We start from the raw sequence: 19,433 nt of genomic DNA on the forward strand, positions 1-19,433 counted from the left end.
CCATCTTGGCGTACAGGACGCCGGCGAGGAAATAACCATGACCGTTCAATCAGTACGCGCAGGCGTTGGCCTGCGCCGCAGTGAATACGGGCCGGCCCGCGGCCGCATTGCCTTGATTTCGCATCGCTTGTCCCGCCGCCCGAGCAGCAGTTTCCCCGCGGCCTCTCTGAATGACGTTAAACGGTTAACAGCAGAGGACCAAGAGGGGAAATGCCATGACGATTAAAGCCATCGAGTGCGATCAGGCGGGCAAACCGCAGCTGCGCAAATCCCTGAAGCTGTGGCAGGTGGTGATGATGGGGCTGGCCTATCTGACGCCGATGACGGTATTCGACACCTTCGGCATCGTCTCCGGCATCACCGACGGCCACGTGCCGGCCTCTTACCTGCTGGCGCTGGCCGGGGTGCTGTTTACCGCCATCAGTTACGGCAAGCTGGTGCGCCAGTTTCCGACCGCCGGCTCCGCCTATACCTATGCCCAGAAGGCCATCAACCCGCACGTCGGCTTTCTGGTGGGCTGGTCTTCGCTGCTCGACTATTTGTTCCTGCCGATGATCAATACCCTGCTGGCGAAGATTTATCTGACCGCGCTGTTCCCCGAAGTGCCCCCGTGGATCTGGGTGGTGGGCTTCGTGATCATCATTACCGCCATCAACCTGAAAAGCGTCAACCTGGTGGCCAACTTCAATACGCTGTTCGTGCTGGCCCAGGTGGCGATCATCCTGGTGTTCATCTATCTGGTGGTACGCGGCCTGCACAATGGCGAAGGGCTGGGCACGGTGTGGAGCCTGCAGCCGTTTATCGCCGAAAACGCGCACTTGCTGCCGATCATCACCGGCGCCACTATCCTGTGTTTCTCGTTCCTCGGCTTCGATGCGGTCACCACGCTGTGCGAAGAGACGCCCGACGCCGCCAGGGTGATCCCGCGCGCCATCTTCCTCACCGCACTGTACGGCGGGGTGATCTTCATCAGCGTCTCCTTCTTCATTCAGCTGTTTTTCCCCACCATTCAGCGTTTTCACCAGCCCGATGCGGCGCTGCCGGAGATTGCGCTGTACGTCGGCGGCAAGCTGTTCCAGTCGATATTCCTGTGCGTAACCTTTATCAATACGCTGGCGTCGGGCCTGGCTTCGCACGCCAGCGTTTCACGCCTGCTGTACGTGATGGGGCGCGATAACGTGTTCCCGGAACGGTTCTTCGGCTATATTCATCCGAAGTGGCGCACCCCGGCGTTGAACGTGCTGATGGTCGGGCTGGTGGCGCTGTCGGCGCTGTCCTTCGATCTGGTGACCGCCACCGCCTTGATCAACTTCGGCGCGCTGGTGGCCTTTACCTTCGTCAACCTGTCGGTGATCAGCCACTTCTTTATCCGCGAAGGGCGCAACAAGAGCTGGAAGGACCGCTTCAACTTCCTGTTCCTGCCGCTGGTCGGCGCGCTGACCGTGGGCGTGCTGTGGCTGAACCTGGAGAAAAGCTCGCTCACCATGGGCCTGATTTGGGCGATGCTGGGCTTCGGCTACCTGGCCTATCTCACCCGCCGCTTCCGCCAACCGCCGCCGCAGCTGGAGCGCCAGCCGCAGCAGTAAGTCAACCGGGCGGGATCTTCCCGCCTTTCTTTTTATCCTTCCCGGCAGTAGAGTGAAAATCCGATAAAAAATAACCCATTGGATGTGTTTTATGTCTTCTGCGCCCAACCGAAGCAGGGCGACGCTGTGCGGCCTGCTGGCGATCCTGCTGTGGAGCAGCGTCGTGGGGCTGATCCGCAGCGTCAGCGAGGGGCTGGGGCCGATCGGCGGCGCGGCGATGATCTACAGCGTCAGCGCGGCGTTTTTGCTGCTGACGCTGGGCATGCCGCCGCTGCGCCGTTTTCCGCGCCCTTATCTGATCGTCGGCAGCCTGCTGTTCGTCAGCTATGAAATTTGCCTGTCGCTGTCGTTGGGCTACGCCAGCACCCGCCTGCAGGCGATCGAAGTGGGGATGATCAACTACCTGTGGCCCTGTTTCACCGTGCTGATGGCGCTGGGGCTCAACGGGCAGAAGGCCAAATGGTGGCTGCTCCCCGGCCTGCTGCTGTCGCTGTTCGGCATTGGTTGGATCATGAGCGGCGAGGGCGGTTGGTCGCCGGCGCAGATGCTGGCTAATGTGCAGGGCAATCCGCTCAGCTATGGGCTGGCCTTCAGCGGCGCGGTGATTTGGGCGCTGTATTGCAACCTGACCAAGAAAATCGCCCAGGGCAGCAACGGCGTGGTGCTGTTCATCACGCTGACCGCGCTGGCGCTGTGGTTGAAATACGCCTTCAGCGCGGAAAGCGGCATGCAGTTCACGCCCGGCGTTACCCTGACGCTGCTGTGCGCCGGCGTGGCGATGGGCGCCGGCTATGCCGCCTGGAACGTCGGCATTCTGCACGGCAACATGACGCTGCTGGCCACCGTCTCCTACTTTACGCCGGTGTTGTCGGCGGTGTTCGCCGCCGCGGTGCTGCATACCTCACTGACCCTCAATTTTTGGCAAGGGGTGCTGATGGTGACGCTGGGCTCGCTGATCTGCTGGCGGGCAACTCGCGGAAATTAACGGAAATTCTCAGTTGCGGGCGCAATGTTGAACTAGAATTTAACTAGCGATTCTGCCTGAAGGAACGTAAGCGATGAGAAACGATATCCAATTTATCCAGCAGCCCGAGATCGACGGACACCGCTACGAGCGCGGCGATACCGTGCGCCTGACCACGGCGAATTTGCGGCATGAATATCAGCTGGACGTCTATATTTTACGCCGCGACGACAAGCAAATTTACGGCTCGGTGGTGGCGGCGGCGCCCAAGACGGACATTCCGGTCGCCAGCTGGGAGGTGAGGAATGGCGAAGAGGTGGAATTCCGCCAGGAAAACATCGCCCGGGCGGTGCCGGGGGTACGCTGAGCCGCGTGACTCGACCCGGCGTTGCCCAACGCCGGGCCTTTGCTGCAAACCCCGCTAGTTTCACTATAATCAATTGATTAATTATTATTCCCACGATTTTTATTCTGCCAAATAAGAAGGAATTGTATTTGCTATTAGAATACTCTGATAGTTATTGGTAACATTGCGGAAATGATGTGGCTTCAGATAGGGATATTATAGTTATGACTCAACCTACGGATATTGCTCGCGTTTTTGTCGGCTGCGACCCGAATGACTGCGATCTGGAACAGATGATGGTTCTGGAGTACAGCCTGCGCAAACATGCATCGATACCCGTTCAGATCGAATGGATGCGCCTTTCACGCGATCCCGCCGACTTTTGGTATTCGAACGCCGCAGGCGAAGGCTGGACAACCGAATGCTGGGCAACGCCGTTTTCGGCTTTCCGTTGGGGCATTCCCGCCTTTTGCAATTTCCAGGGGCGCGCTTTCTATTCCGATGCGGACGTGCTTTACCTCAGCGATATCGCCGAGATTTGGCGTCATCCGATGGGGGAGGGGAAAGCCATATTGGCCGCCGGTTCCGGCCAGGATCTGCGTCTGGGCGAGATGTTGTGGGACTGCGAGGCCGCCGCGCGCTTTTTGCCGCCGCTGGAGGCGTTGCGCGGCGATCGTCTGGGCCATAAAAAGATGCAGCAGTTCTTTGAACAGCATCCCGAATTGGTCGAACCGCTGAAGCCGGAGTACAGCAATCTCGACGGTGATGATTTGCCGCTGGGATCGCTGAAAGCGCTGCATTATTCCGACATGGGCAGTCAGTTTTCCCATCGTTATGCGATGCCGCGACTTAAGGCCGAGAACCGCAGCCACTGGTTCGACGGCAAGATCTATCGCCATTATCGCGACGATCTGCGCGAGCTGTTCGAGCAGTACTATCAGGAAGCGCTGCAAGCCGGCTATACCCTGGAGCGGTACCGCAACGTGCCGCCGTTCGGCAGCTTCAATAAGCAATCCCAGCGGAAGTACGACGGCAACCCGATCACGCGCAAGAAGAAGCCTTTCCTGCAGCGCGTGTTTGGTGGCCTGCTCGGCTGAGGCGGCCCCGGCAAAACAGGCTGCGTGCGGCCTGTAGCCGTTTCGCTGCGCCCATTCCCCGGCGTCTCCCTGTCAGGCGCGTCAGCGAACGGAAAATGCCCGCTCTGAGGGCGCATCCGGTGTTCAGTCTCCTCCCGCGTTAATTTTCTCCGCTGGTCACAATTGGCACAAAAACTGCTTTAAAAATCATCGTGCATGACAAAAATCACAGCTAACGTGAATTTGCATGAAACATAATTTGACAAATGTGAACGCAATCGATTACCTATTCGCGAAATGCCTAACTGGATCACAGATTCTTACAGTCAGTGATTTCTATAATGCGCGCGTCGCCCGAATTTGTTCGCCAAGGCAACGCCAGGTGTCGTCAGACTCATTGTCATCTTTTCTAACGGGCAGGAAATGGCCCTTTAAGCATGTGGTAATAAAATGAAAAAAATAGCTCTCGCAGCAGGTGTACTGCTCGCCGCGTCATACAGTGCATCATCAATGGCTGATAGCAAAGACAGTCAATACGTCTCCGACTGGTGGCACCAGAGCGTCAACGTGGTGGGCAGCTACCACACCCGCTTCGGGCCGCAGCGCAACAACGACCTGTATCTGGAATACGAAGCCTTCGCCAAGAAAGACTGGTTGGATTTCTACGGTTACGTCGACGTGCCGAAGTTCTTCGGCGTGGGCAATACCCCGGATCGCGGCATCTGGGACAAAGGTTCGCCGCTGTTTATGGAGATCGAACCGCGTTTCTCCATCGATAAGCTGACCGGCACCGATCTGAGCTTCGGTCCGTTCAAAGAGTGGTACTTCGCCAATAACTACATCTACGATCTGGGCCACAACGCGGACGGCCGCCAGAACACCTGGTACATGGGTCTGGGCACCGACATCGATACCGGCCTGCCGATGAGCCTGTCGTTGAATATCTATGCCAAATACCAGTGGGAGAACTACCAGGCCGCTAACGAGAACAGCTGGGATGGCTATCGCTTCAAGGTGAAATACTTTGTGCCCCTGACCCAGCTGTGGGGCGGCAATCTGAGCTACATCGGTTTCACCAACTTCGACTTCGGTTCCGATCTGGGCAAAGACAGCCACTGGACCGACGGCACCGGCAAGCAGGTGCGCAGCAGCAACTCGATCGCCTCCAGCCACATTTTGGCGCTGAACTACGATCACTGGCACTATTCCTTCGTGGCGCGTTACTTCCATAACGGCGGCCAATGGCAGGACGGGGCCGATATCGGCAACCCGGACGGCGCGATCAAATCCACCGGCTGGGGTTACTACATCGTCGCCGGTTATAACTTCTGATTTTCCGTGGTATCAGAGACAGAAAACCCCGCATCGGCGGGGTTTTTTTCATCATTATTGCGCTTGTTCAACGGGTAAATGCTTCACCGGCATAAAGAGCCTGCCTTTGATCACGTGGCATTCATTATCAATCCAACTGATGATCTGTTCGCTGCTCACGCCTTCGGACTGGGCAAAGCGGTGAAGATCGCCGTTAAAGTACTGCTTGATGTATTCCATGAGGGTCATTTGCATGTCTTTTGCTCCTGAACGCCCACCCGTTGCCAGACTGGCCACCGTGGGAGGTTAAGGTTTCTCAGACAGCGAATTTAAAGTATTGGCAACCAAATCTCAACATAAAGCACCAGCTTGGTGCATTAGCGCCGGTGAAGCAGAAAAAAGAATCCCGCACGGAGAGGCGGGAAGCATTCAGTATTATCATTCTGGATGATAAGAATATGATTTGAGGTGCAACGAAAAAGAGCACGCTAACTCTTTTTTATTACACAGCCAAGCTACCGGATCGCTTATTTCGCTGCAAGAAAAATCTGATTGGAAATTCGGGATTTTCGAATAGTTTTGCGCTGCGACATCCTTTGGTCCGGCGGGAAAAGAACCGGGCGTCCAGCGCCGACGATCTCAGAGTTTTCCGCAAGCTTTGTGGGGAGAAATGAGGCTATAGTAAAAGCAATATCCCACGCAGGAAGTCACAACATGAGCAAACGTCGTACTACTCTTACGGTTCTGGCGCTGATTGCATCGCTGGGGCTGTCATCCGCTCCGGCGTTGGCCGACAAGGGCGGCAATGGCAACGGCGGCGGTAACGGTCACGGCAACAGCGGCAACCATGGCAATAATGGCAACCATGGCAACAGCGGCGATCATGACAAAGGCAACAAGGGCAACAAAGGCAAAAACAAAGGCGGCGATCGGGACCTGGTTTCCGTCAGCATCTCCCGTGAGCGCGCGCGTTCGCTGGCGCTGAACTACGGCCTGACCGGCTATGGTTCACTGCCGCCGGGCATCGCCAAAAATCTGGCGCGCGGCAAACCGCTGCCGCCGGGCATCGCCAAGAAAATGGTGCCGTCCTCGATGCTGCGCGACCTGCCGCATTATCCGGGTTACGAATGGCGCATCGCCGGCGACGATCTGGTGCTGGTGGCGCTCAGCACCGCCATTGTGGCCTCGGTGATCAACGGCGTGTTCGACTAACGCCGCACCGTACCGATATCAGCCCCGCTTCGGCGGGGCTTTTTTATTTGCCTGATGCGGGGCGATCGTGGTGAACTCTGTTTCCTCACTTTTTTAAAGCCAGTAAGGGAATCGTTATGTTCAGGGCGCTACTGATAGCCTGCTGTTTGACCAGCTGCCCGGCGCTGGCGGACAGCGCCGCCGCCATCGGCGATTTGCTGAACCAGCGGCTGTCTTTGATGAAGGACGTCGCCGGGTATAAGGCGCAACGGCATTTGCCGATCGAGGACTTGACGCAGGAGGCCAGGGTATTGGCCAGCAGCCAGGCTGAGGCCGGGCGTCTGGGCCTGGAACCGACGTCGGTGCGGCCGTTTATTGTCGCCCAGATGGACGCGGCCAAGGCCATTCAGTATCGCTATCGCGCCGACTGGCTGGCGACGCCGGAGAGCGGTTGGCAGCCGCGTCCGCTGGACGGCGTGCGGCCGCAGATAGCCGAATTGAGCAGCCGTATTCTGCAACGCCTGGCCCGGCGCCTGCAGAGCGGGCCGCTGACCGAGGCGGAGCGCGGCGCTTTCGTGCAGGCGATGAACCAGGTCAATCTCGGCGAGGCGGATAAACAGCGCCTGTTTGACGCCCTGCTGGCGGTCAAGGCCGGCAAGGCGGGCTGAGGCTAGTCGCGGCCGACGCCGCTGCGCCGGAAGGTCAGCACCCGGCTGCGATTGGCGATCAAATCCACGCTGTACCCCCTGAAATACAGGCAAAAGCGCTTCAGCCAGGGGCCGTCGCTGCTTTCCACCAGCATGCGGCCCTGGCCCAGCGGCGTGAGCCTGCCGGTTTGCGCCGCCGGGCCGACGCCGATATGTACCCGATCGCCGCAGATCTCAAAGGCGGTGCGGTACTGCGGGTGGTACCACAGCCCCTGAACGTGCCGCAGGCAGTCGTGATTGGCGCTTACCGGCAGAAAGCTGCGGCTGACGTGGCCCACTTCGCCTTCGACCGCTGCGCCGGTCCATTTCAAGCGGATCGGCATATGGGCGGACAGCGACACCGCATAGCCGTCATCGGCCCGATACAGCGGCTCACCGATCCCCAGGTAGGCCAGGTTGCCCTCTTTCACCTCCAGCCAGTAGGGTTCCGCTACGGTGGCGTACACGCCATCCGGGATGGCGTCGCTGCGTTGCGGCAGCGTTGCGCCCAGCAGGGCGGCCATCACCCGCAGCGCCATGTCGAAGCTGTCGCAGTCTTCGCGGTTGGCTACCAGCGCCACCCCGGCTCGCCGATCGGCCGTCAGCAGGAAGTAGGTCTTGTACCCGGCGTGTGAGCCGCCGTGGCCCAGCAACCGATGCTGGCCGAGCCGGGTATGCGCTAGGCCCAGGCCGTAGTCGCTGAGCTGCCCCTGGCTGAGGTGCCGCGGGGCGCTGAGCTGCGCCAGCACGCCGCGGCCCGGCCCCTGGTCGGCCAGCAGCGTCTGCAGCCAACGGGTGAGGGCGTTGGCGCTGCCGGTCAGGCTGCCGGAGGCCGACAGATGCAGCCCGGCGCTGGCCAGCTGCCATCCCCGCGGCGCCCGCCAATACCCCGGCGCCAGCCCGGGCACCACGTCGAACCAGCTCTCCGGCGCCTTCAGCTGCACCTGCAGCGGGCGGGCGATATGCTGCTGCACCAGCTGGTCGAAATCATGGCCCTTGGCCTTCAGCGCCGCCTCGACCAGCCGGTAGCCGGTATTGGTGTAGGCGACCTCGCTGCCGGCGGCGTAATTAAGCCGCTCCAGACCTTCGACGAACTGCAAGACCGGCTGCGCATCGCTGACGGCGTGCAGCGAAATGCCCAATAATCCCAGCGTTTCGCGCACGTCGGGCAACCCGCTGGTCATATCCAGCGCTTGCCCGACGGTCACCGCCGCCAGCGCCGGCTGCAGGCCGGGCAGCAGCTCGCCCAGCGGTTGATCCAGCCTGACGGCGTCGCCGGTGGCGTTCAGCGCCAGCGCGGCGAAGATATGCTTGGTGACCGACGCGTAGCGCACCACGCTGTCGGCGCTGAACGGCGTGTTTTGCGCCAGATCGGCCAGGCCGGCGCAGGCGGTGGCGCGGATTTTCCCGGCGTCGAACAGGGTTATCGCGCCGCCGGGTTCACCTTCCTGCCGCCAGCCGGCCAGCAATCGTTCGGCAGCCGCGCCTGCGGCGCGCCAGTTTAGCGGGGTTTCAGACATAGTGACCTCCAGAGATGGCGTTCAACATGGGCCCTATCGGCCTCTTTTCGCCTGGCCTTTCACGACGGGCGCCGGGCTGACGCAAGAAGGGGATACGGGATTATGGCCGACGCAGCGCGCCGGGCTTTTCGGCCGATTGTGGCGCAGCGCGACATTCGCGGGCCGCTGTTTTGTGCGCTGTTCGGACCCGCGGCGGGGAATTTCACTGAAAATTTGATGCAGAGCGCACATTGTGCCGTTGGCCGCGTGAGGGAGAGGGGAGCAGGCGCCATCAGCGACGCCTGCGCCGGGGTCAACGCAGCTGGGCTGCGCCTTCCAGCAGGTTTTCGATCATCTGCTTCAGCAGGCGCTGCAGCGAGGCCGCGCGCTGCGGCTCAAAGGCGAACGGATACTGTTCGGACATGTAGTTCACCTGCGCCAGCTCCAGCTGGATCGCATGCTGCCGCTCCTGCGGCCGGCCGTAAGCGCGGGTGATGTAACCGCCCTTGAAGCGGCCGTTCAGCACGTGCGTATACTGCCGCTGCCGTTCGCAGCAGCTCACCAGGCGATCGCTGAGCGCCGGCGCGCAGCTTTCGCCGCCGTTGGTGCCGAGGTTGAGATCCGGCAGCTTGCCGTCGAACAGCCGCGGGATCACCGAAGCGATGGAGTGCGCATCGAACAGCAGCGCATAGCCGTGCCTGGCCTTGATGCGCGCCAGCTCGTCCTGCAGCTGCCGGTGATAGGGCTGCCAAACCTGTTGCAGATAGCCGGCGCGTTCCTGCTCCGACGGCGCCTTGCCCGGCAGGAAGCTGGGGCGGCCGTCGAACAGCACGTCGGGATACAGGCCGGTGGTGGCGGTGCTGTAGAGCGGTTTGTCGTCCGCCGGGCGGTTCAGATCGATGACAAAGCGCGAATAGTTGCCGACCAGCACGCTGGCCCCCATCGCCCGGGCAAAGTCATACAGCTGCGGAATGTGCCAGTCGGTATCCGGCAACTGGCGTGCGTCGTCGGTCAGGCCGGCCTCCACCGTCGGCGTGAGCCGGGTGCCGGCGTGCGGGATGCTGATCAGCAGCGGCAGGCTGCCGACCCGGAAACTCAAGGGATCGCGCAGGGTCATTAACGTACTTCTCCTCGGAAAATTACCGTACAGGGCAGTTGACCGCCCAACCAATAAGCCAGCTCGGCCGGGCGCGACAGCGGCCAGTGAACAAAATCCGCGACCTTGCCGGTTTCCAGCGTGCCGTGACTGTGCTGCAGCCCCAGCGCCTTGGCGGCGTGGGTGGTGACGCCCGCCAGCGCTTCTTCCGGCGTCAGGCGGAACAGCGTGCAGGCCATGTTGATCATCAGGCGCAGCGACAGCGCCGGCGAGGTGCCCGGATTGGCGTCGCTGGCGATCGCCATCGCCACGCCGTGCTTGCGGAACAGATCGACCGGCGGGCATTGGGTTTCGCGCAGCAGGTAGTAAGCGCCGGGCAGCAGCACCGCCACGGTGCCGGCGTCGCCCATGGCGCGGGCGTCCTGCTCGGTGGCGTATTCGAGGTGATCGGCGGACAGCGCGTGGTGCCTGGCCGCCAGCGCGCTGCCGCCCAGGGCGGAGAGCTGTTCGGCGTGCAGCTTGACCGGCAAGCCGGCGGCTTCGGCGGCGGCGAATACCCGCTCGACCTGCGCCGGAGAGAACGCCAGATGTTCGCAGAAGGCGTCCACCGCATCCGCCAACCCGGCGGCCGCGGCCTGAGGAATGATGGCGTTGCACACCAGTTCGATATAGTCGTCGGCGCGGTTGGCGTACTCCGGCGGCAGCGCGTGGGCGGCCAGGCAGGTGGTTTTCACCTCGACCGGCAGCCGTTCACCCAGCGCGCGCGCCACCCGCAGCATTTTCAGCTCGCTTTCCGGGCTCAGGCCGTAGCCGGACTTGATTTCCACGCAGGTGACGCCTTCCGCCAGCAGCGGCCGCAGGCGGAACAGCGCCTGTTCCAGCAGCAGCGCTTCGTCGGCGTCGCGGGTGGCTTTTACGGTGGAGATGATGCCGCCGCCCTGTGCGGCGATCTCGGCGTAGCTTGCGCCGTTCAGGCGCTGCTCGAACTCGCCGCTGCGGTTGCCGCCGAACACCAGGTGGGTATGGCAGTCGACGAAGCCCGGAGTGATGATGCCGCCGTCGAATTTCACCGTTTCATCCGCCAGCAGCCCGGGCGGCAGCGCCGCGTATTCGCCGATCCAGACAATCCTGCCGGCGCGCACGGCGATCGCGCCGTCGCTGAGGGTGTGATACTTGCCGTCGCGCATGGTGACAATGTCGGCCCCGTGCCACAGGCTGTCGCAGTGAATCTCAGACGTCATCGTGTTCCTCCGCCGGAGCCGCAGCTCCCACATGGTTGTATATACAATTAAAAACAACCTAGCGCATTCATCGGGATGTCACAAGAGGCGGGAGAAAATTTGTTATCGGGATGTGATCGACAGCGGAGGACGCGGGCGCAGGGGCTGCGCCCGCCCGGCGTTTAAACCTCGGTGGTGAAGCGGCCGAACAGCTGATAGCGGCTGCCGGGATACAGCAAACGCGCCGACGTGACCACGGTTTTGCCGGACCAGGTGCGGCGATGGATCAGCAGGCCGGGCTCGTGAGCCTCCAGCTGCAGCAGTTCGCTCTCGCGCTGCGTCGGGATAACCGCCTCGACGATGTGCTCGCCGGCGGTCAGCGGGGCGGCCTGCGTCAGGTAGGTGTAGGGCGTGACGCGGTCAAAGTCCTGCTTCAGGTAGGCCGGCGCCACCAGCGGATTGACGCAGCGGTCCTCCACCTGCACCGGCACGTCGTTTTCGTAATGCACTATCTGCGAGTAGAACAGCTGCTGGCCGGGCGGGATGCCCAGCGCGGCGGCTTCTTCTTCGCTGGCCGGGCGCGCCTTCAGCTCGAGGATCTTGCTGCTGTGGCGATGGCCGCGCGCGGCGATTTCATCGGCGATGTTGTGCACTTCCAGCAGCGCGGTGTGCGCTTTGGCCTCGGCGACGAAGGTGCCGACCCCCTGCATGCGGATCAGGAAACCTTCGCTGGTCAGCTCGCGCAGCGCGCGGTTGATGGTCATGCGGCTGACGCCGAGCTCCGCCACCAGTTCACTCTCGGAAGGCACGCGCTGGTGCGGCTGCCAATGCCCCGCACGGATCTGGTTTACGATCGCTTGTTTGACCCGTTGGTAGATCGGGGCGGGGGTATCGCTCATTGCAGCAGCCAGCTGTAACAGGGTCTGTTGATCAACCACGACGTTAACCTCGTCAAATAAAAAAATAATAACACCAGTTTACTGTTGATGTCGGCGTATGTATATGTATATACAACTAGGGGCCGGCGCGCCAGATTTTAGCCGACGGCCGCAAAATTTCCTGGATGCGCGCCATCACCGCGCGTCATTTGCCGTTACACCAACAGTGGAATCCTGCCATGCCTGCTTATTTTGCCCCACGCGCTTTGCTCCCTGAGGGCTGGGCGCATAACGTCCGGATGGACGTCGATGCGCGCGGTTACCTGACCGGCGTCACCGCCAATGCCGAGCCGGAAGGCTGCATCCGGCTGCACGGCGATGCGGTGCCGGGCATGCCGAACCTGCATTCCCACGCATTCCAGCGCGCGATGGCCGGGCTGGCGGAAGTGGCCGGCAACCCGCAGGACAGCTTCTGGACCTGGCGCGATCTGATGTACCGCCTGGTGCAGCGGCTGACGCCGGAGCAGGTGGAGGTGGTCGCCCGTCAACTGTATATCGAAATGCTCAAGGGCGGATACACCCAGGTCGCCGAGTTCCATTATCTGCATCACAACGCCGACGGAAATCCCTACGCCGATCGCGGCGAAATGACCGGCCGGCTCAGCCAGGCGGCGCAGCAGGCGGGGATCGGCATGACCCTGCTGCCGGTGCTGTACAGCTACGCCGGGTTTGGCGCGCAGCCGGCGCAGCCGGGGCAGAAACGCTTTATTCAGGATGCGGACGGCTATCTGCAGCAGCAGCAGGTGATTGCGCGTCAGCTGGCCGAGCAGCCGCTGCAAAACCAGGGGCTGTGCTTCCACTCGCTGCGGGCGGTGGATCTGAGCCAGATGCGGCACGTCCTGGCCGCTTCGGACAGCGCGTTGCCGGTGCATATTCATATCGCCGAACAGCAAAAAGAGGTGAACGACTGCCTGGCCTGGAGCGGCCAGCGCCCGGTGGCCTGGCTGTATGAGCATCTGCCGGTGGACGCGCGCTGGTGCCTGGTGCACGCCACCCATCTGGATCGCGCAGAGCTGGAGGCACTGGCGCGCAGCCAGGCGGTGGCCGGTCTGTGCCCGACCACCGAAGCCAACCTCGGCGACGGCATTTTCCCCGGCGACGCGTACCTGCATCAGCGGGGGCGCTGGGGCATCGGCTCCGACAGCCACGTATCGCTCAACGTGGTGGAGGAGCTGCGCTGGTTCGAATACGGCCAGCGGCTGCGCGATCAGCGCCGCAACCGCCTGACCACGCCGGAGCAGCCGGCGGTGGCCGACGTGCTGTATCAACAGGCGCTGCAGGGCGGCGCTCAGGCCTGCGGCGCGCCGATCGGCCGGCTGCAGCGCGGCTTCCGCGCCGACTGGCTGGTGCTGGACGGCGATGACCCGTACCTGGCCGCCGCGCCGGACGCCTCGATCCTCAACCGTTGGCTGTTCGCCGGCGGCAAGGAACAGATCCGCGACGTGTACGTCGGCGGACGTCAGGTCATTGAGCAGGGGCGGCATGCGCTGCAGCAGCAGAGCGCCGCCGAGTTCCTGCAGGTGCTGAAAACCTTCCAGCGGGAGGCGTGATGAGCCTGCACCTTTTTGACTTCGCCGAACTGCCGGTCAGCCCGTGGCGCAACGGCGGCGGGGAAACCCGCGAGATCGCCTGCTGGCCGCCGGGCGCGCAGGATTTCGACTGGCGCGCCAGCATCGCCACCATCGCGCAGGACGGGCCGTTTTCGGCCTTTGCCGGCATTGACCGCTCCATCACCCTGCTGGAAGGCGACGGCGTGCATCTGTTCAGCGCCGGGCGCATCGACCATGCGCTGGCGCAGGTCGGCGAACCTTTCGCTTTCTCCGGCGATGTGGCGCTGGACGCCAGGCTGTTGGGCGGCGGCAGCCGGGATTTCAATATCATGACCCGGCGCGGGCGCCATGCCGCCGGGGTGCGGCGGATTAACGCCGCGGTCGCCTTGCCGGCCGGGCACGCCGGGGTGCTCTACGCGCTGAGCGGCGAATGGTCCTTGCCGGGCGAGGTCACATTGCGCGCCCGCCAGGGCGCCTGGTGGCCGGCGGGCGGCTTCGGCGGCACGCTGGCGCCGTTGGCGAAAGAGTGCGCAATCCTGTGGGCCGACATCACAGCCTGCTAAACCGGAGTAGAGTCCGAGGCCCGGTTGTGGGATTATTCGCCTTTCCCATTCGATAACGAGAGAAGGGCGCATGGCCTCGCTGAAAGACGTCGCAAAACTCGCCGGAGTATCGCTGATGACGGTTTCCCGCGCCATCAACGAACCCGGCAAGCTGCGGCCGGAGACCTACCAGCGCGTCAAACAGGCGATCGATCAGCTGGATTACGTGCCGGATCTGTCGGCGCGTCGCATCCGCGGCGACAGCAACAGGGTGCAAACGCTGGGGGTGCTGGCGCTGGACACTGCCACCACGCCGTTCTCGGTTGAAATGATCCTGTCGATCGAAAAGACCGCGCGCGAACACGGCTGGAACAGCTTTGTGGTCAACCTGTTCGCCGACGACAGCGCCGAACAGACCGTCGATCTGCTGCTGGCGCACCGCCCGGACGGGGTGATCTTCACCGCCATGGGGCTGCGCCACGTCAAGCTGCCGGCCAGGCTGTTGGATAAAAAGCTGGTGCTGGTCAACTGCGTCAGCCCGGATTATCAGATTGCCAGCTATATTCCCGACGACGAACAGGGGCAGTACGAGGCCACGCGCGCGCTGCTCGCCAAGGGCTATCGCGCGCCGCTGTGCATTCACCTGCCCGAAAGCACGCTGGCGGCCGGGCTGCGCCGCCGCGGGCTGGAGCGGGCCTGGCGCGAGGCGGGCGGCGAATTGGCCCAGCTGCGGCAGTATCATCTCGATCTGAGCGACGGCGACGAGCGTTACCGCGACTGCGTGGCCCTGTTGGAGCGGCATTTCTCCGCCGGCCGGCGCGACTGCGACGTGGTGATGTGCGGCAATGACCGGGTGGCGTTCCTGGTGTATCAGGTGCTGCTGGCGCAGGGGTGGAAAATACCGCAGCAGGTGGCGGTATTGGGGTACGACAACATGGTCGGCATCGGCGAGCTGTTCCTGCCGCCGTTGACCACGGTGCAGCTGCCGCATTACGAACTGGGTCGCCAGGCGGCGCTGCATCTGATTGAACAACGGGAACACCGCAACCAGGTGAAGGTGGCGTGTCCGCTGCTGGAGCGCGGCTCACTTTAGCCGGCAGGGCGCACGGCGGCGCGCCCTGTCTGCGTTCGTCGGGCTTAGGCCCAGATGCTCTCCAGTTGCCATCCCTCCATATCGCCAAACTGCGCCTGGCCGCCTTCGGCAAACAGGCTGAGGTCGCGTCGGCCGTCGGCCGGGTAGATGCGGCTGGTCAGGCAGGCCTCGCCCTGATTGACGAACACCTCCAGCGATGAACGGTCGATGAACAAGCGCAGCGATAACCGCTCTCCCGCCGGCAGCGCTACGCTGCGACAGCCGCACAGCCCCGGATCTTCGCTGAATCGCTCCAATACCAACCGGTGCGCCTGATTGTCGACGTACAGCCGCGCCGCGCCGCCGATCGCCACGCCATAGCGTTCGGCGTCGCTGCCGGCCAGATCCAGCGTCAACTGCAGCTCCTGCAGCGCTTCCGCCAGCGGCCGCCGCTGATTGCGCAGCTTGAGCGGGATCAGCGTTCGGTGTTCGCGCCGCAGCGCCGTCAGCTCGCGCGCCGGGTTCATCCGCACGGCGCCGTCTGCGCCCAGCGTCAGCTCGCGCGGCAGGGTGAGGGCGCCCGCCCAACGGTGCGCCTTGCTCGGCATCGGCGATTCCCACATGTCCATCCAGGCGAACAGCAGGCGGCGGCCGTCGGCGGCGGTGAAGGTTTGCGGCGCATAGAAGTCGTGGCCGGCATCCAGTTCGCAGAAAGGCTGGGTCGGGGTGAAGTCATGTCCCGGCCGCCAGTGGCCGAGCAGGTAACCGCTCTGGAAGCGGTTGCGGTTGCGGTAGCCCTGCGCCGTCAGGCCCTGCGGCGAGAACAGCAGCAGGTGTTGCTCGCCCAGCGGGAAGAAGTCCGGGCACTCCCACATATAGCCCTGATGCGGCGCCTGCGCGCCGCCCAGCAGGCGGTCGAAGCGCCAGTCGCGCAGATCGGCCGAGCGATACAGCCGCGCCTGCCCCAGGCCGTTTTCCCTGGCGCCGACCACCATCCACCATTCGCCGTCTTCGCGCCAGACTTTCGGATCGCGGAAATGCTGGATGCCGTCCGGCGGCGTCAGCACCGGCCCGTGCTTGACGAAATGCACGCCGTCTTCGCTGGTGGCCAGGCACTGCACTTCGCGCACCTGGTCATCGTCGCCGGCCTTGCCCAGCCAGACGTGGCCGGTGTAGATCAGCGTCAGCACGCCGCCGTCGTCCACCGCGCAGCCGGAGAAGCAGCCGCCCTTGTCGTCGTCTTCGCCGGGCGCGAGGGCGATCGGCTGGTGCTGCCAGTGCGCCAAATCGCGGCTGGTGGCGTGACCCCAGTGCATCGGCCCCCAGTTTTCGTCGTAGGGATGATGCTGGTAGAACGCGTGGTAAACGCCGTTAATGCAGATCAGGCCGTTGGGATCGTTGATCCAGCCGGCGGATGGCGCCAGATGAAACTGCGGGTAGTAATCGTCCCGGCGCTCGGCGCGCAGGGCTTCGACCGCATGGTCGGCTTGAGCTAAGGCATTTTTCATTGAACAGACTCGCTTGATTTTATTACGGATTGAAAGTGGGGCGTAGCGGTGGCGTTCTCGCCGCGCAGCAGCAAACAGGAGATCAGCGTGGTGGCGGCGACCGCGCAGCCCATCAGCAGATAGGTGTCGGCGAAGCCGATGCGGTCATAGCCGTAACCCGCCAGCGGCGACAGGAAGCTGGCCATCACCTGGGTGATGAACTGGAAGCCCACCAGGTACAGCGTGGACGACAGGCGGCTGTCGAAGCGGGTGGCGATGTACTTGAAGATGGCGATCAGCAGGATCGGCAGCTCCACCGCGTGCAGCAGCTTCATGGCCGAGATCATCAGCGCGCCGCTGACCAGCCCGGAGCCGAACATGCGCAGCGCCATCACGCCGCCCGCCAGCAGCAGCCCCCGCTTGGCGCCGATGCGGTTGACCAACAGCGGCGCCAGGAACATGCCGCCGGCCTCGAGGAACACCTGCAGCGAATTAAGGAAGCCGTACATTTCGTTGCCCTGCGCGCGGGAGCTGAACTGCGAGGCGAAGTAGACCGAGAACTGCTGGTCGAACACGTTATAGACGCTGATGCCGAGCACGAACACCACCAGCGCCCAGAAGCCCGGCATGCGCAGCAGCGCCAGCGCGTCCTGCAGCTTCAGGTTCTCCGGTTTGCCGAACGCCAGGCCGGCCATGGCGTTGGGTTTCAGCTCGCGCACCTGGCTGAGCAGCAGCAGGAACACCACCGCCGAAGCGGAAGCCAGCCAGAAGTTGATGTTGGGATCGATATTGAAGATAAAGCCGGCCAGAAAGGTGGCGCAGGCCCAGCCCAGCGAGCCCCACATGCGGGCGCGGCCGAATTCGAAGCCGCTGATGCGGCTGACGCGCTCGGTATAGGATTCCAGCGCGCCGATGCCGGCAAAGAAGGTGGCGCCGATAAACAGCCCGCCGACCAGCGCGCCAAGCGGCAGGCTGTGCGCCAGCAGCGGGGCGTAGAGGTAGATGAAGAACGGGCCGGTCAGCAGCAGCATCACCCCGAGAAACTGCAGCAGGTGCTTGCGCAGCCCGAGTTTATCCTGAATAAACCCGTACAGCGGCTGCGCGCACAGCGCCACCAGCGAGATGGCGGAGAAAATCAACCCGGTTTCCGCGCCTTTCAGGCCGATCTTTTGGTTGAGCCACAGCGAGATCAGAGAAAAACTGGACGACCAGGTAAAAAAGAAGAAGAACAGCAGGCCGCTGAGCAGCACATAATATTTTTTGGTTTCGCGGTTCATGTGGAAGGCCCTGATGAAGTAGAGTTCCTCATTGTTAACGTTAACCTCCGGCCTGAGAAAGCACCCTTATGTGGCGATTGCGATGTTAATCACAAAAGTTAACGTTAACATCCGTGCTTTGTGAGCGGCGTCACGGGTTGCTGCGGGCGGGGCGGCCGGCGCCCCGGGAAATCAACGCTCGCTCAGCGAGCGCAAATGATCGTCGCGCCGCAGGGTCATCAGCGCAAACAGGCTGACCAGCGAGGTGGCGACCACGTAATAGGCGGGAATATCGATATTGCCGGTTTGCTTGATCAGGCCGGTGATGATCAGGCCCGCCGAGCCGGAGAACACCGCGTTGGACAGCGAATAGGCCAGCCCCAGACCGGTGTAGCGCACCCGGGTCGGGAACATCTCCGCCAGCATCGCCGGGCCGGGACCGGCCAGCAGCCCGACCACCGCACCGGCGGTCAGTACCGCGGCGCCTTTGGCGAACAGTGAACCCTGCGGGTCCTGCAGCAGGTGCAGCAGCGGGAAGGTGAACAGGATCACCGCGATCACCGCCGTCAGCATCACCGTCTTGCGCCCCAGCTTATCGCTGAGGATGCCGGCCGGCAGAATGGTCAGGGCGAAGCCGACGTTGGCCAGCACCGTGGCCACCAGCGCCTGCTGGAAGCTGGCGTGCAGCGACGTTTGCAGATAAGAAGGCATCACCACCAGGAAGGTGTAACCGGCGGCGGACCAGCCCATCATGCGGCCGATGCCGAGCACGATGGTCTTCAACACGCTGCCCAGCGTCACTTCCGCCGCCGCAGGGGCGCCCGGCGCATCCTTCTGCTGAGCCTGCCTGAAGGTGGGCGTCTCCTGCAGCTTCAGCCGCAGCCACAGCGCCACGGCGCCCATCGGCAGCGCCAGCAGGAAGGGAATGCGCCAGCCCCAGTCATGCAGCTGTTCCCGGGTCAGCAACGCGGCCAGCAGCGCCACCAGACCGGCGCCGGCCAACAGCCCCAGCGCCACGGTCAGCGATTGCCAGGCGCCGAACAGCCCGCGTTTGCCCTTGGGCGCAAATTCGGTCATCAGCGAGACCGCGCCGCCGAACTCACCGCCGGCGAACAGCCCCTGAAACATGCGCAGCAGGGTCAGCAGCAGCGGGGCGGCGACGCCGATCGCGGCATAGGTCGGCATCACGCCGATCAGCGCGGTGGCCAGGGTCATCAGCAGCAGCACGGCGATCAGCGTGGGCCGGCGACCGATGCGGTCGCCGATGCGGCCGAAGATCACCGCGCCTATCGGTCGGCAGAAAAACGCCAACGCAAAGGCGGCGTAGGTCAGGATCAGGCTGGTGATTTCGCTTTCACCCTGCAGGCTGAAAAAGTTGGCGGCGATGACGGTGGCCAGGAAGCCATAGACGCCGAATTCGTACCACTCGATGAAATTGCCGACCGAGCCGGCCAGCAATGCCTGCCGCGACTGGCGCGCGTCGATAGTGTGTTGGTTCATCCCCGTTCCCGTACATTCGAATTATTGTCAGTCAGTTCTAAATTCTTATGACAAAACAATCAATTATTTTCAGCGGGAACTGTGAGGCCCCAATCATCGGCGCGTTGCGCGCC

General features: G+C 62.9%; 18 protein-coding genes. 10 read left to right on the top strand and 8 right to left on the bottom strand.

Annotated features, from left to right (window positions below; translation table 11 throughout):
* Positions 1-215: 215 nt before the first annotated feature.
* From CKW09_RS10620 to CKW09_RS10640, 5 genes are all read left to right on the top strand, one after another.
* Positions 216-1,586: an APC family permease gene (locus tag CKW09_RS10620; RefSeq protein WP_061795418.1), complete on the top strand. Its 1,371-nt coding sequence runs from the start codon at positions 216-218 to the stop codon at positions 1,584-1,586.
* 91 nt (positions 1,587-1,677) lie between these two features.
* Positions 1,678-2,571, top strand: a complete 894-nt coding sequence (gene yddG, locus CKW09_RS10625; RefSeq protein WP_061795419.1) for an aromatic amino acid DMT transporter YddG — start codon at positions 1,678-1,680, stop codon at positions 2,569-2,571.
* 73 nt (positions 2,572-2,644) lie between these two features.
* Positions 2,645-2,917, top strand: a complete 273-nt coding sequence (locus tag CKW09_RS10630; RefSeq protein WP_061795420.1) for a hypothetical protein — start codon at positions 2,645-2,647, stop codon at positions 2,915-2,917.
* Positions 2,918-3,120: 203 nt separating this feature from the next.
* Positions 3,121-3,993 carry a hypothetical protein gene (locus CKW09_RS10635; protein ID WP_061795421.1) on the top strand — a complete coding sequence of 291 codons (873 nt, stop codon included), beginning with the start codon at positions 3,121-3,123 and terminating at the stop codon, positions 3,991-3,993.
* Positions 3,994-4,422: 429 nt separating this feature from the next.
* Positions 4,423-5,304, top strand: a complete 882-nt coding sequence (locus CKW09_RS10640; protein WP_061795422.1) for a nucleoside-specific channel-forming protein Tsx — start codon at positions 4,423-4,425, stop codon at positions 5,302-5,304.
* Between the two features lie 54 nt (positions 5,305-5,358).
* On the opposite strand, the gene CKW09_RS10645 is transcribed toward CKW09_RS10640, so the two are convergent.
* Positions 5,359-5,538: a hypothetical protein gene (locus CKW09_RS10645; protein ID WP_061795423.1), complete on the bottom strand. Its 180-nt coding sequence runs from the start codon at positions 5,536-5,538 to the stop codon at positions 5,359-5,361.
* A 459-nt stretch (positions 5,539-5,997) separates the two neighbouring features.
* On the opposite strand from CKW09_RS10645, the gene CKW09_RS10655 reads away from it, so the two are divergent.
* A complete protein-coding gene (locus CKW09_RS10655) occupies positions 5,998-6,495 on the top strand; it encodes an anti-virulence regulator CigR family protein (protein WP_095097163.1) in 498 nt (165 codons plus the stop codon).
* Between the two features lie 116 nt (positions 6,496-6,611).
* The gene (locus CKW09_RS10660; protein WP_061795425.1) at positions 6,612-7,142 is read left to right on the top strand and encodes a chorismate mutase; all 531 of its coding nucleotides are present in this window, start codon (positions 6,612-6,614) and stop codon (positions 7,140-7,142) included.
* A 2-nt stretch (positions 7,143-7,144) separates the two neighbouring features.
* Here CKW09_RS10660 and CKW09_RS10665 read toward each other — a convergent pair whose 3' ends face one another.
* The 4 genes from CKW09_RS10665 to hutC form a co-directional block, all read right to left on the bottom strand.
* A complete protein-coding gene (locus tag CKW09_RS10665; protein ID WP_095097164.1) occupies positions 7,145-8,680 on the bottom strand; it encodes a serine hydrolase domain-containing protein in 1,536 nt (511 codons plus the stop codon).
* A 292-nt stretch (positions 8,681-8,972) separates the two neighbouring features.
* Positions 8,973-9,776: an N-formylglutamate deformylase gene (gene hutG, locus CKW09_RS10670; RefSeq protein ID WP_095097167.1), complete on the bottom strand. Its 804-nt coding sequence runs from the start codon at positions 9,774-9,776 to the stop codon at positions 8,973-8,975.
* Positions 9,776-10,996 carry an imidazolonepropionase gene (gene hutI / locus CKW09_RS10675; RefSeq protein WP_061795428.1) on the bottom strand — a complete coding sequence of 407 codons (1,221 nt, stop codon included), beginning with the start codon at positions 10,994-10,996 and terminating at the stop codon, positions 9,776-9,778. Before hutI ends, hutG begins: the two co-directional genes overlap by 1 nt.
* A gap of 161 nt (positions 10,997-11,157) precedes the next feature.
* Complete coding sequence (hutC, locus tag CKW09_RS10680) at positions 11,158-11,874, bottom strand: histidine utilization repressor (RefSeq protein ID WP_374188962.1); 717 nt, start codon at positions 11,872-11,874, stop codon at positions 11,158-11,160.
* A gap of 218 nt (positions 11,875-12,092) precedes the next feature.
* Here hutC and CKW09_RS10685 point away from each other — a divergent pair, with 218 nt between their 5' ends.
* From CKW09_RS10685 to CKW09_RS10695, 3 genes are all read left to right on the top strand, one after another.
* Positions 12,093-13,463: a formimidoylglutamate deiminase gene (locus tag CKW09_RS10685; RefSeq protein WP_061795523.1), complete on the top strand. Its 1,371-nt coding sequence runs from the start codon at positions 12,093-12,095 to the stop codon at positions 13,461-13,463.
* Positions 13,463-14,026 carry a HutD/Ves family protein gene (locus tag CKW09_RS10690; RefSeq protein ID WP_061795430.1) on the top strand — a complete coding sequence of 188 codons (564 nt, stop codon included), beginning with the start codon at positions 13,463-13,465 and terminating at the stop codon, positions 14,024-14,026. The genes CKW09_RS10685 and CKW09_RS10690 overlap by 1 nt, the downstream gene beginning before the upstream one ends.
* A gap of 70 nt (positions 14,027-14,096) precedes the next feature.
* Positions 14,097-15,098, top strand: a complete 1,002-nt coding sequence (locus CKW09_RS10695) for a LacI family DNA-binding transcriptional regulator (protein ID WP_095097173.1) — start codon at positions 14,097-14,099, stop codon at positions 15,096-15,098.
* Positions 15,099-15,142: 44 nt separating this feature from the next.
* On the opposite strand, the gene CKW09_RS10700 is transcribed toward CKW09_RS10695, so the two are convergent.
* The 3 genes from CKW09_RS10700 to CKW09_RS10710 all read right to left on the bottom strand — a co-directional run bounded on the left by CKW09_RS10700 (position 15,143) and on the right by CKW09_RS10710 (position 19,320).
* Positions 15,143-16,585: a glycoside hydrolase family 32 protein gene (locus CKW09_RS10700; protein WP_095097176.1), complete on the bottom strand. Its 1,443-nt coding sequence runs from the start codon at positions 16,583-16,585 to the stop codon at positions 15,143-15,145.
* Entirely contained in the window at positions 16,582-17,841 is a 1,260-nt protein-coding gene (locus tag CKW09_RS10705; protein WP_095097179.1) for an MFS transporter, read from the bottom strand. The genes CKW09_RS10700 and CKW09_RS10705 overlap by 4 nt, the downstream gene beginning before the upstream one ends.
* A 171-nt stretch (positions 17,842-18,012) precedes the next feature.
* On the bottom strand, positions 18,013-19,320 hold the full coding sequence (locus tag CKW09_RS10710) for an MFS transporter (RefSeq protein ID WP_061795434.1): 1,308 nt from the start codon (positions 19,318-19,320) through the stop codon (positions 18,013-18,015).
* Positions 19,321-19,433 lie beyond the last annotated feature (113 nt).

This window comes from Serratia ficaria (assembly GCF_900187015.1).
In the GTDB taxonomy this organism is placed as follows: domain Bacteria; phylum Pseudomonadota; class Gammaproteobacteria; order Enterobacterales; family Enterobacteriaceae; genus Serratia; species Serratia ficaria.

Coding starts and splice junctions, on each gene's coding strand:
- CKW09_RS10620 (WP_061795418.1), top strand. CDS start 216: ATGACGATTAAAGCCATCGAGTGCGATCAGGCGGGCAAACCGCAGCTG.
- CKW09_RS10690 (WP_061795430.1), top strand. CDS start 13,463: ATGAGCCTGCACCTTTTTGACTTCGCCGAACTGCCGGTCAGCCCGTGG.
- CKW09_RS10660 (WP_061795425.1), top strand. CDS start 6,612: ATGTTCAGGGCGCTACTGATAGCCTGCTGTTTGACCAGCTGCCCGGCG.
- CKW09_RS10630 (WP_061795420.1), top strand. CDS start 2,645: ATGAGAAACGATATCCAATTTATCCAGCAGCCCGAGATCGACGGACAC.
- yddG (WP_061795419.1), top strand. CDS start 1,678: ATGTCTTCTGCGCCCAACCGAAGCAGGGCGACGCTGTGCGGCCTGCTG.
- CKW09_RS10665 (WP_095097164.1), bottom strand. CDS start 8,680: ATGTCTGAAACCCCGCTAAACTGGCGCGCCGCAGGCGCGGCTGCCGAA.
- CKW09_RS10685 (WP_061795523.1), top strand. CDS start 12,093: ATGCCTGCTTATTTTGCCCCACGCGCTTTGCTCCCTGAGGGCTGGGCG.
- CKW09_RS10640 (WP_061795422.1), top strand. CDS start 4,423: ATGAAAAAAATAGCTCTCGCAGCAGGTGTACTGCTCGCCGCGTCATAC.
- CKW09_RS10710 (WP_061795434.1), bottom strand. CDS start 19,320: ATGAACCAACACACTATCGACGCGCGCCAGTCGCGGCAGGCATTGCTG.
- CKW09_RS10700 (WP_095097176.1), bottom strand. CDS start 16,585: ATGAAAAATGCCTTAGCTCAAGCCGACCATGCGGTCGAAGCCCTGCGC.
- CKW09_RS10645 (WP_061795423.1), bottom strand. CDS start 5,538: ATGCAAATGACCCTCATGGAATACATCAAGCAGTACTTTAACGGCGAT.
- CKW09_RS10695 (WP_095097173.1), top strand. CDS start 14,097: ATGGCCTCGCTGAAAGACGTCGCAAAACTCGCCGGAGTATCGCTGATG.
- hutG (WP_095097167.1), bottom strand. CDS start 9,776: ATGACCCTGCGCGATCCCTTGAGTTTCCGGGTCGGCAGCCTGCCGCTG.
- CKW09_RS10705 (WP_095097179.1), bottom strand. CDS start 17,841: ATGAACCGCGAAACCAAAAAATATTATGTGCTGCTCAGCGGCCTGCTG.
- hutI (WP_061795428.1), bottom strand. CDS start 10,996: ATGACGTCTGAGATTCACTGCGACAGCCTGTGGCACGGGGCCGACATT.
- CKW09_RS10655 (WP_095097163.1), top strand. CDS start 5,998: ATGAGCAAACGTCGTACTACTCTTACGGTTCTGGCGCTGATTGCATCG.
- CKW09_RS10635 (WP_061795421.1), top strand. CDS start 3,121: ATGACTCAACCTACGGATATTGCTCGCGTTTTTGTCGGCTGCGACCCG.
- hutC (WP_374188962.1), bottom strand. CDS start 11,874: ATGAGCGATACCCCCGCCCCGATCTACCAACGGGTCAAACAAGCGATC.